This is a genomic window from Methanobrevibacter sp. (assembly GCF_045644645.1).
Taxonomy (GTDB): Archaea; Methanobacteriota; Methanobacteria; order Methanobacteriales; family Methanobacteriaceae; genus Methanocatella.
Map to the genome: position 1 here is coordinate 1 of NZ_JAZRHE010000029.1, position 13,953 is coordinate 13,953.

The window sequence follows — 13,953 nt, forward strand, 5'->3', positions numbered from 1 at the left end:
ATCGGATATTGAAATTGATTGTGTTGTGCATTTGAATGATAATAGATATGCATTAATTGAATGTAAATTAGGTAGTGAAAAAATTGATGAAGGTGCAAAGAACTTATTGAAAATCAACAAATTAATAGAAAAAAATGATGAACTAAACAATCCAAGTTTTTTAGCTGTTTTAACTGGAGGAGAAGTTGCATATACTCGCCCAGATGGTGTGAAAGTCATACCAATAGGTTGTCTAAAACAATGATTCATTTCTAAATTAATTTTTGTTGTGAATCAATGAAACTAGGTTCATTGACTTCCTTTACAACATCACCATCTTTAACCTCACCAATCAGCAAAGGCGAATTAGGATTATGCAACTTTTGGTTCCTTTTGACCAGCTTCATGTTGGCGTTGGCATAACACACTTCAAATTATCTACTACTTTTAGTGAAATTTGTTCTATACAATACAAACAGATAAGGATGAAAAGTAGTGGAATTATCTACTACTTTAGTCAATAGATATTAACAAATATTACTTTTCAAATGCTCTTACAAAAAGAGGATATAATAACCATTAACATATATAAAAACAATTATCCAATTTTTAAATTAAAGCCAGGCGGAATAATATGCCAGAATTCAAACTTATTGAAAAGTTGCTATACAAAAGCGAACAGAATGATATAGAAGCCGAATTTTTAATAGGAAATGAAACCCTATGGGCAAGTCAAAAAGTTGTAGCAGAGATTTTTGGAACCAGCTCACAAAATATATCAAAGCATTTCTTAAAAATAATTGAAGATGAAGAGTTAGAAGAAAAAGAAGTATCCATATCCTCCAAAAAGTTATTTGAAAACCAAAATGAGTTTATCAACTCAGAGTTGATAAACTCTAAAAAAGGCGGAAGACCCCAAAAATGGTATAATCTTGACGCAATCATATCAATAGGATACAGAATAAACAGTAAGGAAGCAACACAGTTTCGTCGTTGGGCCAGTAAAATTTTAAAGGAATATATGGTGAAAGGATTTGTCATCGATAAGGAACTCCTGAAAAAAGGCGGAAGATTTACAGAAGACTATTTTGATGAATTATTAGAAACCATACGAGAAATAAGGGCTTCAGAGAGAAGATTCAATCAAAAAATCACAGACATATATGCAACAAGCTTTGATTATAACAAAGATGCAGACATCACAAAAGAATTCTTTGCCACAGTACAAAACAAACTGATATATGCAATAAGCAACCATACTGCAGCAGAACTCATAGAAACACGAAGAGATATTGAAAACCCTCATATGGGATTGACAACCTGGAAAAAAGCACCCAATGGAAAAATACTCCAAAGTGATGTAGTAATATCAAAAAATTATCTAAATCAAAATGAATTATCTAGATTAAACAGTTTAGTAGAAGGTTTTTTGAATTTAGCCGAATCACGCGCAGAAGACAGAATACCAATGGGCATGAAAGATTGGAAGGAACTGCTGGATGACTACCTTAAACTTCGAAGGCTGCCAATTCTTGTTGGCAAAGGTAAGATATCTGCTGAAGAAGCACGAGAACATGTTCTTGAAAAATACGAAAAATTCAGAGTAGTGCAAGATGAAAATTTCATTTCTGACTTTGATCAAATGATTTTAGATATCAAACGGCTAGAAGGAAAATAATATAATTTAGTTTAAAATAGTTTTTGTTGATAATCAATATAGCTGGGTTCATTAACATCTTTTACAACATCCCCCTCTTTAACATCACCCATCAGAAGGGCAAGTCAGGATTATGCAACTCTTGGTTCCTTTTGACGGCTTCATGTTGGCGTTGCATAATAATAACGAAATTGTCAAATACTATGGTGAAAATTGTTTTTGAAAAAAAATAATAGTTACTATTTAAAGTAACTACAAGTTTTTATTGAAAAATTCTGCAATCTTTTCAAATGGGATTACATCAGTTTTATAATACAAATCAGTGTGAACTGCATCCGGAATAATCATTAGCTCCTTGTTGTCCCCGGTCAATTTTGCAAATTCATCTTCTGAGAAGTACCTGGAATGTGCATTTTCTCCATGAATCATTAAAATTGGTGTTCTGATTTCATCAGAATATGCTATAATCGGCTGGGATATGAATGACATGCATCCAATTACATTCAATCCATCATTTGAACCTGGAGATCTTGGATGATATCCTAAAGGCTCAATGTAAAAGTCATGATAATCCTTTACAAATTGCGGCAAATCATCAGTCACTTCTTTTATGACCCCGCCGGCTTTTGCATATTCGCCGTTTTTAAAGTCTTCAGTTCTTTGATTGTTTAGGGCCACTTTCATTTCATATCTCGCATCAGCATTGTCATCGGCATCATAATACCCCTTTGCATTAATACGAGTCATATTATACATTGTTGAGGTAACTGTTGCTTTGATACGGGTATCAAGGGACGCTGCATTTAGTGCCATTCCTCCCCATCCGCAGATTCCACAAATTCCGACCCTGTCACCGTCAACATCATCTGATGTGACAAGATAGTCGACTGCTGCCTGGAAATCTTCAGTATTGATGTCCGGGGACGCCATGTCACGAGGCTCACCCGAACTTTCACCGGTAAATGACGGATCAAAAGCTATTGTCAAGAATCCCATTTCAGCCAATGTTTGTGCATAAAGACCTGAGACCTGTTCCTTTACAGCACCGAATGGGCCTGCACATACAATAGCTGGCAATTTATCTTTTGAATCTTTTGGTTTGTATAAATCTGCAACCAAAGTGATTCCATATCTATTTTTGAATGTTACCTTTTCATGATTTACCTTATCGCTTTTGGGAAAAACCTTATCCCATTCTTTTGTTATCTCAATATTTTCCATAATAACCACATTTTTATATTTTGTTAATTAAATTAGTTTAAACTGAACTCTAAAGTCACATCACCAGAACCCAGAACTTCCTTTAGTTTATTGGAGTCAACATTATCTATTTTACCCAGTTTTGTATAGCTCCATGAATGGGAACCGTAAAACAAAGATATTTTGTCTCCCTGATACAATACAAGATCTCCAGGATTTGTACCTATATTTTCATCACTTGTTGGAAGTGAAAAGCCTAAATCTCCTACTTTTTCAAAACCCCCATATTCAGATGCATTGACTGTGACGTTTCCTTTTTTCAGTTCTTTAATCAATTCATGCGTGGCGGAATTGTTTTCCAATTTAACATCAAATACTTCATCATTGATTTTGACTTTAACTAAATCATCCATACTATCCTCTCCACTAACCGCAGTACATGCAATTAAACCCAATATAATTATTAAACCAGATTTCTTAATAAAAGACATTGTATCGCCTCAAAATTATAAATTAAGAATATCAATATAAGTTTCTTTAATGAACATAATCTCTTCATTTGTGTAAAAATCTCCATCATGAGTATCCAAAGCAAAAATAATCAATTCATATAATACTTTATTTAGTTTCATTCCTTTTGAAGTTAAAAAATATTCAGTTTCATGATTATTAATCTTTTTTTCGATTAGATTGTTATTTTCCATTGATTTAAGGCATCTTGCAAGAGATTTATTATCCAAATTTGGACGATTATCCTGAAATTGTGAAAAACGCTTTTTTCCCAAAAACAAATCCTTTAAAATGTAAAAAGTCCATTTATTGCTTATGGATTTAATTGCACTGCCCACAATGTTTCTTTCAAATTGATTGCCATACAATTTTTCTTCAAGAGCCATGAAAAAATATTTGTTCGTTAATATTTTAATAGTTATAGTGGCAAAAATGCCACAAATTCGGACATCTAGATAAAGTTATTATGATTTGGTTAAATTTACTTTAGACAATAATAAATAATTATACGATGAAAAAACCATTATAAAAGCAAAAAAAAAGGATTTAAAAAACAATTATTAGAATAATCTAGTTTGCGCATCAATATAGCTAGGTTCACTAACTTCTTTTACAACATCACCATCATTAACTTCCCCAATCAGCAATGGTGAATCAGGATTATGCAACTTTTGGTTCTTTTTGACCAGCTTCATGTTGCTGTTGGCGTAACGCACTTCAAATTATCTACTACTTTTAGTGAAATTTGTTCAATACAATACGAACCAAAAAAATTAAAAAGTAAATGAATTATCTACTACTTTTTTGTTAAAAATTTGTTTCATAAAAAAATAAGATATTATAATTCAATATAATATGGACATATATTAGCGAATTCATCATTATCTAATCTGAATCCTTTTGGAATGACGCCAAGTTGTTTGAATCCTAACTTTTCATACAGGTGTCTTGCAGATAAATTATCTTCAACAACTGCATTGAACTGAAGAATTAGAAAATCAAGTTCTTTTGCTTTTTCAATAGAATCCGAAACCAGTTTTTGACCAATGTGTTTTCCTCTGGCTTTTGAGGATACTGCATAGCTAGCATTGGCAATATGGCTGCATCTTCCCACATTATTGGGATGAAGAATGTACAGTCCGAGAATTTCACCGTCAAGTGCAACTCCAACATGACTTTGACTGTTGAAAAAAGCAAAACCAGTCTTTAATGTTAGTGATTCTTCTTGTGGAAATGCATTGCCCTCCTCTACAATTTCATTCCAGATTGAAATCATTTCAGGCAAATCATCCTTGGTGAATCCTCTAATAATCATCATTTAGTAAATTTAAAAATAATATTATATAAAATTTACATCAACAACCTCTATTTACAATATGAAACTTGTTTTTGAAAAGTATTTGATGAGAATTATTCCATATCATTCCCCAACTGATAGTACGTAATATTCACTAAATTTCATCACCCGATAAGAAATCCAATATATTCATATGTTTTATTCCATCTTGGGACATGTCAAATTCATCGGTTGATATGACATATTTCGGATAATTGTCCTTAACCAGAAGCAGGGGTCTGAATTCCCTTTCAATTGTCTCCTCGTGTGACAGTTCCCTTGTTACTTGAACATAGATTCTTTCACCCATTTTTTTGCAGACAAAATCAATCTCATAATTTCCAACACAACCTATGGTTACTTCATATCCTCTCCTTAAAAGTTCAAAATAGACTATATTTTCCATTATTCTGCTGTTGTTAAGTTGATTTCTGCCTATGCGCACCTGGTTGAATCCCTGATTGACACAATAATACTTTTCATTAATGGACAGTATTTTCTTGCCTTCCAAATCTTCCCTTTGAACTTTATACAAGAGACAAGCATTTGTAAGATAATCCAAGTAATTGTATATGGTTTTTGGAGAAACCTTAATCTTCTCTTTTGTGCGCAAAGCTAGAAGAAACAGATTTAAACAGCACAGATATAGGAGACGTGCAGATTGGACAATTAAAAGAAGACCACCATGGAGAGAGTATAATCTACATTTTATCGTGCTGATTTTGGTCATTATCTCAATGTATATTGGAATTATAGAAATTAAAATAACAGACACCATCAGTTTTTATTGCTACCTTTAATATATGCTTTGGTAATGGGATTGATTCTCTATTTGGTAAAGTCATTTAAATGGGTAGGTCCAGAACAGGCAAAGGTTGCTGAAGGGGTTATGGTTTTACTTATTGGTGTTTTACTTTCAAAACTAGCTATTTCAAGCAGCCAATCTATCGATGTTATTTTTCATGTAGGCCCTGCTTTAATTTTACAGCTTCTGGGTGATTTAGGTACTCTAATCGCACTGCCTATCGCTTTGCTTTTAGGTTTTAGAAGAGAAGTTATCGGTATGGCAAGTTCCATTTGCCGCGAACCTAATCTGGGAATCATTATTGATAAATACGGTTTTAAATCTCCCGAAGCAAGAGGTGTTTTGGCAATTTTTGTAATAGGATCAATTATCGGTACTCCTTACATCAGCTTCCTGTCAAGCATTAGTGTTTCACTCATACCTTTACATCCTTATGCTTATGCAATGGCATCAGGTATAGGAAGTGCAAGTATGAATGCTGCGGCTTTAGTTCCATTAGTACATATGTATCCTGCTATGGCAACTCAACTGGAAGCTTTTGCTGGAGCAAGTAATATTCTTTCATTCTGTTTGGGCATGTACATGTGTATATTCATATCATTACCTCTCGCAGAAAAATTGTATAAATGGTTATCCCCTATTTTAGGTAGAGGAAATGCTCAAATTGAAGATGGAAATGTTCCTGAAGATGTGATGGACGGCAATGAAGAAGATTCAGATGCATTAAGTTTTGGTAAGCTTAAAAGATGGGCGGCATTACTTTTTGCTTTTTCAGTTATTGTGACTATTGGAAATATTGTTGGTTATCATACAGCATTTGTTGACACTTTTATTGGAATGATTATTATTGCATTCATTGCTCTTATTGGTATGGCTCTTGAAAGGGTTTTTCCAGTCCACATCCCATCAATTGTTTTTATAAGTTTAATAGGCTTGCTTGTTTCCATACCTGGTGCTCCAACTGCTGAATTCGTGACACATTATGTTTCTCAAGTTGAGCTGACTACAATCTGTACTGCATTCCTTGCATACGTCGGTATTTCAATCGGTAAGGATTGGGAGGAATTTAAAAGAATCAGCTGGAGAGGCATTATTGTTGCTATAGTTGTAATTACAGGAACTTACCTCTGTTCTGCTACAATTGCCAACATAACTTTATTTGCAACAGGGATGATTTAATTAAATCCCTTTTTTAATTTTTTATTTGAAACTTGTTTTGAAATGCAATAATATAAAAATAAGCTCTTTTTTAAAAAAATAAGATAAATGCCGAATTGAAAACTAACCAAATCCGGCTAAAAGTCCTAAATTATAAATCAGAAATGAAACAACATATGCAGTTACAAAAGTAATGACACACATTGTCAAAGCCCACCTATAACCGTTCATTTCATGCTTTATCGCACCGATAGTACCGAAACATGGTGCATACAATAGGGAGAATGCCATGAATGAATATGCGGACAATGGAGTGAAAGCATCTTGTATCAAATGAGTTACACCACTTTCATCATCTGCATCCACACCCCCAAGAGTACCGAATGTAGATACGATTACTTCTTTAGCAGCCAGTCCTGCAATAAGTGCTACAGCCGCCTGCCATGTTCCAAATCCTAATGGAGCAAAAATTGGTGCTATAAAACTGCCAACCATACCAAGGACACTCTCAGCAGAACCATATTTAACACCCAATGGGAAGCTACTTAAAGCCCATAATATTATGGAACATGCAAGGATTATAGTTCCCGCTTTTCTTAAAAATCCTATAACCTTTTCTCCAGTATGCAATAACACTCCTTTAAGTGAAGGAACTTTATAGGATGGGAGTTCCATTACAAAAGGTGTTGTCACTCCTTTCAGCAATATCCTTTTGAGTATTGCTGCAACAATAAATGCCACCACGATTCCTAAAAGATATATTGACAATAATATAATTCCATTATTTTCCTGGAAAAACGCAGCAATGAACATTGCATAAATAGGTAATCTTGCAGTACATGACATGAATGGTACAAGCATCATGGCAATTTTACGGTCATTATCATTTTCCAGAGTTCTTGTTGCCATAATAGCTGGCACACCACATCCAAATCCTAAAATCATGGGAATAAATGCTTTACCGTGAAGACCAACCAGTTTATGCATGACCATATCCATTGCAAATGCTGCCCTTGCAAGATATCCGCAATCCTCGAGAATGCTTAAAAACAAAAATATTATCGCAATTATCGGTACGAAAGAAACGACTCCGCCAACACCTCCAATAACAGCATCACATATGAATGATGTCAAGTAGTAATTCGGAATAACACCTGCCACTGCTTGAGAAAGCATTGAAAAACCGTCTTCAATTAACTTTTGAAAAGGTGAACCCAAACCATAGGTTACTTCAAAGATTATATACATGAAGATAACAAAAATCGGAAATGCCAAAAAGCGGTTCATTACAATATTATCTATTTTATCAGTAATGCTTTCAGGCTCTACCTCAGGCATTTGAACAGATTTTGCCACCACATCATCAATAAATGCATATCTTGCACCTGCAATGATTTCATCCGTACTTTCATCGTAATCATCATTTAGGCGTTTTGATGCCCTATCCAATTCTTTGAAAATTGATGAACTTTGAGGTGATTTTTGAACTTTTTGAATAACAATTGAATCATTTTCAAGCAATTTGATTGCTGTCCAGAATGAAGGCACATCCAGTAAGTTCTCATCCTTTTCAATTAATAACTGCAAATCCCCCAAATAACTTTTTAACTCATCATCATAAGTTAAGTTTTCACTGGAATCAACTGGATTAATTGCTTGCCTTTCTACAGATTCAAACAATTCTTCAATTCCCTCACCGGTTTTAGCATTGATGTCGACAACCGAAAAACCCAATTTTTCACTCATCAAATCAACATCAATAATATGACCTCTCTTTTTTGCAAAATCATTCATATTAAGTGCTATAACCAGGTTTGCCCTAAGTTCCATCATTTGAACCGTAAGGTATAAGTTACGCTCCAAATTTGATGCATCAACCACATTAATAATTACATCCGAATCCTCATCAACAATGAAATCCCTTGATACGATCTCCTCCAGTGAATGAGCACTCAATGCATAATTTCCTGGCAAATCAATTATCTCATACTCATATTGTCCCCGTGAAAAGTGACCTACTGCCTGTTCGACTGTTTTACCCGGCCAGTTTCCAACATGCTGATGCATTCCAGTTAACTCATTGAAAACTGTCGTTTTTCCAACATTGGGGTTTCCTGCCAACCCAACTTTTAATTTCACTATAACTACTCCCCATTTATTGAATTTTAATGTAATTTACATACATTATACTTTAGAACCATCAATATTTTCTATTTAATTCTCTCCTCGGTTTTAAACCATTCTTTGGTTTTGGCCGGAAGCAATGTGAATATCAATGATGAAACAATCAGTATTAACGCAAGGACTATTAAAATCATGACTGATTCTGTGGTTTTCATGGAAATCAGCTCATATAACCCTCCAAACCATATTACCACCAAAAGAATCGGAATGATATATTTAACATGAACTAACCACCATTTGCCCAATTTAAAATGTTTACTCCTCCCATTCATAAAGTCAATCAATCTTTCAGCCTTAAATACCCAAGCAAAGAGGATGCATTCTACAAATACTGAAAATATAATAACAATATTATTTACAAAAATGTCCGCAATTCCAAGTATATATCCTCCGGCAGAGGTTGCATAAACCATAGAAGCAAATCCTCCAACCAGACATAATATTAATGTGGCCTTACGTCTAGTAAATGCAAATTTGTTTTGAATCGATATTGAAAGCACCTCAAATGAAGACAACATACTTGTGATTCCCGCAATATAAACTGTAAAGAAAAATACCGGACCCAGAATCAATCCGACTGTTCCCAGAATATTGAATACCTGAGGATATGCTACAAAAATCAATGTGGTTCCCTGTGAAACAATTTCAGAAACAGGAACTCCTGACTGAAGGGACATGTAACCTAAAATTGAGAAAACCCCTAATGCCGCGAAGTTTTCAAATGCACAGTTTGCAAAAATGACTTTCAATCCTGAAGAGATTAAGTCAATATCATCATTGGTATAGCTTGCATAGGTAAATCCTGCACCCATCCCCAAACTTAAGGAAAAGAAAATTTGTCCAAATGCAGCCATCCAAATGTCAAAATGCCATAAAAGTGACCAATCAGGATTGAATAACTCTGCAAGACCTATTGAAGCACCCGGCAAAGTTAAAGAGAAAATTACAATAAAAAGCATGACCACAAACAGTAAAGGAACAAAGATTTCACATACCTTGCCCAAACCTTCATCCAGATTTTTATGGGAAATAAACCAGACGATAAACCATCCCACAAGCATGAAAACGGCAATGAACGGAATGAAATTAAAGACACCACTTAATGAATCTGTGGCCTGAAGCAGATTAACATTCAAATATGTGTTCGGATCAGCTCCCCATCCCTTAAAAAAACTTAAGAAAAGATATATTCCATCCCAGCCTATGATTGTGGAATAGTATACGGTCATTATAAATACAATAACCGGCAAAATCCAGCCGTAGAATTCGAATTTAGGTTTGAGTTTAACAATCGCCTTTGTAAAAGATGACTGGTAATTGTAACCAACCCCATATTCCAAAATCAAAAATGGAATTGCCAAGGCCAGTATAGCTACCAAATAAGGAATATAAAATGCTCCTCCACCATTTGAATAAAGAACATAAGGATATCTCCAAATGTTACCCAAACCAACAGCAGATCCTATCATAGCAAGTACAAATGCAACATTACTTCCCCATTTATTCTCATTTGTCATATAAATTTTCCTTAACTTTATTATAAATTTATTTATATTTTTAAAACTATAAATTTATTTTGTATTATTTAAATGGTGAAAAAATGAAAGTAGTAATTGTCGGCGCGGGTGCTGCAGGTTTGACCTTGGCATCTAACATAAGAAACAAAGATGAAAAGAGTGAAATAATAATTTTTACAAAAAGCGAAGATATTGCATATTCTCCTTGTGCTATCCCGTTAGTTTTAGGAGGTATAATTGAATCCTTTGATGACATAATAATGCATGATGCAAAGCATTATTTGGATAAAAATATACAATTGCATTTGTCCACTGCAGTCACTGCAGTTGATTCATCAAAGAAGACAATTACCTTTAAAAAAGACTCCAAATCCGAAACAATAACATATGATAAATTAGTACTTGCAACAGGAAATGAACTTATTGCTCCTGACTTTGACATAGACAATAGGGATAATATCTACCATTTAACAAATATTCATGATGGAAGAATCATCCAGAAGTCCGTTGAAGGTAAAAAAGAGATAGTGTTCATTTCAAACATGTCAATAGGTATTGAAAGTGCTTATGAACTGGCTAAAAAAGGATATGACGTGACATTTCTAGAACAGTCATTTGGAATATTACCATTGTTCCTTGACGGCGACATGTCAGGCAAGTTAGTGGAATTAAATGAAGGTGTTAATTTTGAAACAAACGCCAATGTGATAAGCATAACCACTAATGGAGCTAAAAAAGAGATTCATTATAATGATAAAATCATAACTGCAGATGTAGTGATTCTGCCAAGCAATAAAGTGCCATCCACCGTTTTAGCAAAACAGGCCGGATGTGAATTAGGAGATTTTGGAGCTGTGAAAATAAATGAATACCTTGAAACAAATGTTGAGGACATTTATGCAATTGGGGACTGTGTAGAAGTAAAAAGCCATATAACAGGCACACAGACAGTGTCACCTGCAGGAACCACAGCAGTTCGCCAGGCAATGATTCTTGCAAATAACCTGGCAGGAAATAAACTCACTTTCAATCCTGTTGTAAATACCGTAGTTTCCAAAGTTGGTGATTATAACTACGCATCTTCAGGCATAACCGAGTCATTTGCAAATATGATAGAAATGCCTGTAGTATCTACATGCATTGAAACATGTCAGAAGGCAAGATACTATCCACAAAACAATAAATTATATATCAAAATGATTTGTAAATTGGACGGTACTGTTGTGGGATGTCAAATGCTATCCAAAGGAGACCTCTCATCAAGAATAGATACATTATCATTCGTCATCACTGATAATATGAAATGTGAAGAAATTATTCAAAAAGAATTTTCATATACTCCCTCATTAGCGATGGTCATTAATCCTATTGTTCAGATATCACAGGAAATAATGAAAAAAATAGAGAAATAACCCTCTATGTTAAAATGTATTACGAAAAATTAAATAGAATTTAAATATATAAATTTGAATCGTGATAAATTTGTTAGAAGCATATGTACCTTTTATAGGTTTGATAATTTTTGGAAATATCGAAAACCTGATTCTAGCATCACAAGGTGTTGTTCAGGGCGTAGATATGAAAATATTAGGTGGATTAAGTATAATTGCAGTTATAATCTGGTTAGTTATTGGAACTGTTGCTACAGAAGTAGCACTCCAATATTCAAACTACATTACATTCATAGGAGGTCTTGCAATAGTTATACTAGGTATTCAAGCAATCTATGAAGCTGTAAAACATATTCGTGCAACAAGAGATGATGTAAATGGTTAATTTAAAAGATTACGCTCCATTTACTGGATTGCTTATTTTTGGAAACATAGAAAACTTAATCCTTGCATCACAGGGTGCAGTTGCACATGTTGATCCATTCATTTTAGGAGGATTAAGTTTAATCGCAGTAATCATATGGTTATTGCTTGGAACCTACGGAACAAAAGTAGCTATCAAGTACGCTGATTACATTGAAATTTTCGGTGGCGTGGCCATTATTATTTTAGGTGTCCAATCCATGATTGAAGCTAGGGAATAACCCTTTTCCCATAACTTTCCTATTTTTTCTTTAAATGATGAAATAATTCCCAAATACATGTTAATGACAATTTTTTATTTTGAACTAAACTGAATTAAGAATTTAATCAATTATTGTTTCGACGATATGCTTGAATGCTTTTTTTGAATCTGGAACCATAGGGAGAAAGGATACACATGTCTTCTCCAATGTTCAAATCCACATCAACTCCATTATCAGAATTTGTTAAAAAAATTAACAATATCCTGATATATGCAAATGTTTGGAAAAAACAACATTAACAAGCATTGGTGTTAATGTTAAATTCAAATCAAATAATTAAATCAAAAGAAAACCCCATTGATTAAATTAACACCAACATTAACGATAGCTGAGCCAGAACCACATTAACATTAACGGCAGCCATTTTGAAATAGAAACTTGTTTTTGAAAAGTAGTTGATGTATATGCAGAGTTGAAAAGTAAATTGATTTTTAGAAACATTGCCGTTAATGTAATACATACATTATTAAATTGTAAGTAATTACAATACATTCATTTTAATTAACAGTAACATTAATTATTGATATGTTTCATCAGTTGGGAAAATAGACATGGAAGGATAAATAATAATTTGCTTGGATTAAGTCACCTGTGCACACCCACGTTTTAAGCGAGCCAATTCGCCCCACCATAACCATGCCGACCCCAGGCCGACCTTAAGGGAGGCCGAAGTGGGAGGTATGGTATAGGTGGGGTGAATAGAATTGGCGAGCAATACTAGGGGAGGAACCGATCCTTCTATGCAAATCAAGTTCGATTACTTAATAAAAAAACAAATGTGAATGTTAAATCAGTAGACGGATTCCAAGGAGGGGAAAAAGACATTATAATAATTTCCCTAGTAAGAAGTAATGATAATAAAGACATCGGTTTTTTAAAGGATATGAGACGATTGAATGTTTCATTAACCCGTGCAAAGAAAAAATTGATTATTATTGGTAATCGAAAAACATTAGAACATAACAAAGACTATAAAGAATTTTTAGAATTTTGTGAAAAATATGCTTATATCTACCACAATGTTTAAAATAATATTCAAGATATAATAAGTTTTATAATTTTTTTAACAAACTATACAAACATGTGAAATTACTATTTTGAACATTCTTCCAAAAAGTTAAATAACAACATAGAATAAAATTTTATAACAAAGTTGATTGAAAAGTACGTGTAAGAGGTAGAACTTTTTCGTGAGTTTCAATATAGCTAGGTTCTGAAATTTCTCTTAAAACATCACTATCTTTTACATCACCAATTAAAAGCTGTGAATATGGATTGTGCAACTTCCAATTCCGTTTAACCAACTTGGTTGAAAAATTTGCATAATAATAACGAAATTATCAAATACTTATTGCAATATTTGTTCGTTAACTATGAAACAAACATTCAAATGCTCTTACCAAAATTGGATATGATAAGCATTAAAATATATAAAATAGACATCTGCTTTTAAATATAACTTTAGATGATGTTAAACCAAGAAAATAATAACTTTAAGCCCAAATATACTTAATCCACATGATGAAAATT

At 33.5% G+C, this 13,953-nt stretch carries 15 protein-coding genes and 1 pseudogene; 7 read left to right on the forward strand and 9 right to left on the reverse strand.

The annotated features are described in order from the left end of the window. Positions 1-244, forward strand: a pseudogene (locus ACKI4K_RS01980) (AAA family ATPase); the annotation flags it as partial. A 7-nt stretch (positions 245-251) separates the two neighbouring features. Here ACKI4K_RS01980 and ACKI4K_RS01985 read toward each other — a convergent pair. Then, on the reverse strand, positions 252-386 hold the full coding sequence (locus ACKI4K_RS01985; protein ID WP_407421760.1) for a hypothetical protein: 135 nt from the start codon (positions 384-386) through the stop codon (positions 252-254). Between the two features lie 227 nt (positions 387-613). Between ACKI4K_RS01985 and rhuM the strand changes: the two genes are divergently transcribed. Further along, positions 614-1,657 carry a RhuM family protein gene (rhuM, locus tag ACKI4K_RS01990; RefSeq protein WP_407421762.1) on the forward strand — a complete coding sequence of 348 codons (1,044 nt, stop codon included), beginning with the start codon at positions 614-616 and terminating at the stop codon, positions 1,655-1,657. A gap of 231 nt (positions 1,658-1,888) precedes the next feature. On the opposite strand, the gene ACKI4K_RS01995 is transcribed toward rhuM, so the two are convergent. The 6 genes from ACKI4K_RS01995 to ACKI4K_RS02020 form a co-directional block, all read right to left on the reverse strand. Then, positions 1,889-2,857 carry an alpha/beta hydrolase gene (locus ACKI4K_RS01995; protein ID WP_407421764.1) on the reverse strand — a complete coding sequence of 323 codons (969 nt, stop codon included), beginning with the start codon at positions 2,855-2,857 and terminating at the stop codon, positions 1,889-1,891. 32 nt (positions 2,858-2,889) lie between these two features. Next, the gene (locus ACKI4K_RS02000; protein ID WP_407421765.1) at positions 2,890-3,327 is read right to left on the reverse strand and encodes a cyclophilin-like fold protein; all 438 of its coding nucleotides are present in this window, start codon (positions 3,325-3,327) and stop codon (positions 2,890-2,892) included. Positions 3,328-3,342: 15 nt separating this feature from the next. Next, positions 3,343-3,732, reverse strand: a complete 390-nt coding sequence (locus tag ACKI4K_RS02005; RefSeq protein ID WP_407421767.1) for a winged helix-turn-helix transcriptional regulator — start codon at positions 3,730-3,732, stop codon at positions 3,343-3,345. A gap of 174 nt (positions 3,733-3,906) precedes the next feature. Beyond that, positions 3,907-4,041, reverse strand: a complete 135-nt coding sequence (locus ACKI4K_RS02010) for a hypothetical protein (RefSeq protein ID WP_407421769.1) — start codon at positions 4,039-4,041, stop codon at positions 3,907-3,909. A 143-nt stretch (positions 4,042-4,184) separates the two neighbouring features. Continuing rightward, positions 4,185-4,664, reverse strand: a complete 480-nt coding sequence (locus ACKI4K_RS02015; RefSeq protein ID WP_407421771.1) for a GNAT family N-acetyltransferase — start codon at positions 4,662-4,664, stop codon at positions 4,185-4,187. Positions 4,665-4,797: 133 nt separating this feature from the next. Then, positions 4,798-5,460, reverse strand: coding sequence for a DUF4143 domain-containing protein (locus ACKI4K_RS02020; protein WP_407421773.1), 663 nt, complete (start codon positions 5,458-5,460; stop codon positions 4,798-4,800). A 36-nt stretch (positions 5,461-5,496) separates the two neighbouring features. Here ACKI4K_RS02020 and ACKI4K_RS02025 point away from each other — a divergent pair, with 36 nt between their 5' ends. Further along, complete coding sequence (locus tag ACKI4K_RS02025) at positions 5,497-6,666, forward strand: DUF3100 domain-containing protein (protein ID WP_407421775.1); 1,170 nt, start codon at positions 5,497-5,499, stop codon at positions 6,664-6,666. Between the two features lie 102 nt (positions 6,667-6,768). Here the strand turns inward: ACKI4K_RS02025 and feoB are convergent, their stop codons facing one another. Together feoB and ACKI4K_RS02035 are read right to left on the reverse strand one after the other, a co-directional pair. After that, positions 6,769-8,787 carry a ferrous iron transport protein B gene (gene feoB, locus ACKI4K_RS02030; RefSeq protein ID WP_407421787.1) on the reverse strand — a complete coding sequence of 673 codons (2,019 nt, stop codon included), beginning with the start codon at positions 8,785-8,787 and terminating at the stop codon, positions 6,769-6,771. 68 nt (positions 8,788-8,855) lie between these two features. Continuing rightward, entirely contained in the window at positions 8,856-10,346 is a 1,491-nt protein-coding gene (locus tag ACKI4K_RS02035; RefSeq protein WP_407421777.1) for a sodium-dependent transporter, read from the reverse strand. An 83-nt stretch (positions 10,347-10,429) separates the two neighbouring features. On the opposite strand from ACKI4K_RS02035, the gene ACKI4K_RS02040 reads away from it, so the two are divergent. The 4 genes from ACKI4K_RS02040 to ACKI4K_RS02055 all read left to right on the forward strand — a co-directional run bounded on the left by ACKI4K_RS02040 (position 10,430) and on the right by ACKI4K_RS02055 (position 13,450). Next, the gene (locus ACKI4K_RS02040) at positions 10,430-11,758 is read left to right on the forward strand and encodes an FAD-dependent oxidoreductase (RefSeq protein WP_407421779.1); all 1,329 of its coding nucleotides are present in this window, start codon (positions 10,430-10,432) and stop codon (positions 11,756-11,758) included. Between the two features lie 70 nt (positions 11,759-11,828). After that, the gene (locus ACKI4K_RS02045; RefSeq protein ID WP_407421781.1) at positions 11,829-12,122 is read left to right on the forward strand and encodes a hypothetical protein; all 294 of its coding nucleotides are present in this window, start codon (positions 11,829-11,831) and stop codon (positions 12,120-12,122) included. Then, entirely contained in the window at positions 12,115-12,381 is a 267-nt protein-coding gene (locus ACKI4K_RS02050; protein ID WP_407421783.1) for a hypothetical protein, read from the forward strand. Before ACKI4K_RS02045 ends, ACKI4K_RS02050 begins: the two co-directional genes overlap by 8 nt. Positions 12,382-13,201: 820 nt before the next feature. Continuing rightward, positions 13,202-13,450, forward strand: coding sequence for a C-terminal helicase domain-containing protein (locus ACKI4K_RS02055; protein ID WP_407421785.1), 249 nt, complete (start codon positions 13,202-13,204; stop codon positions 13,448-13,450). Positions 13,451-13,953: the final 503 nt, after the last annotated feature.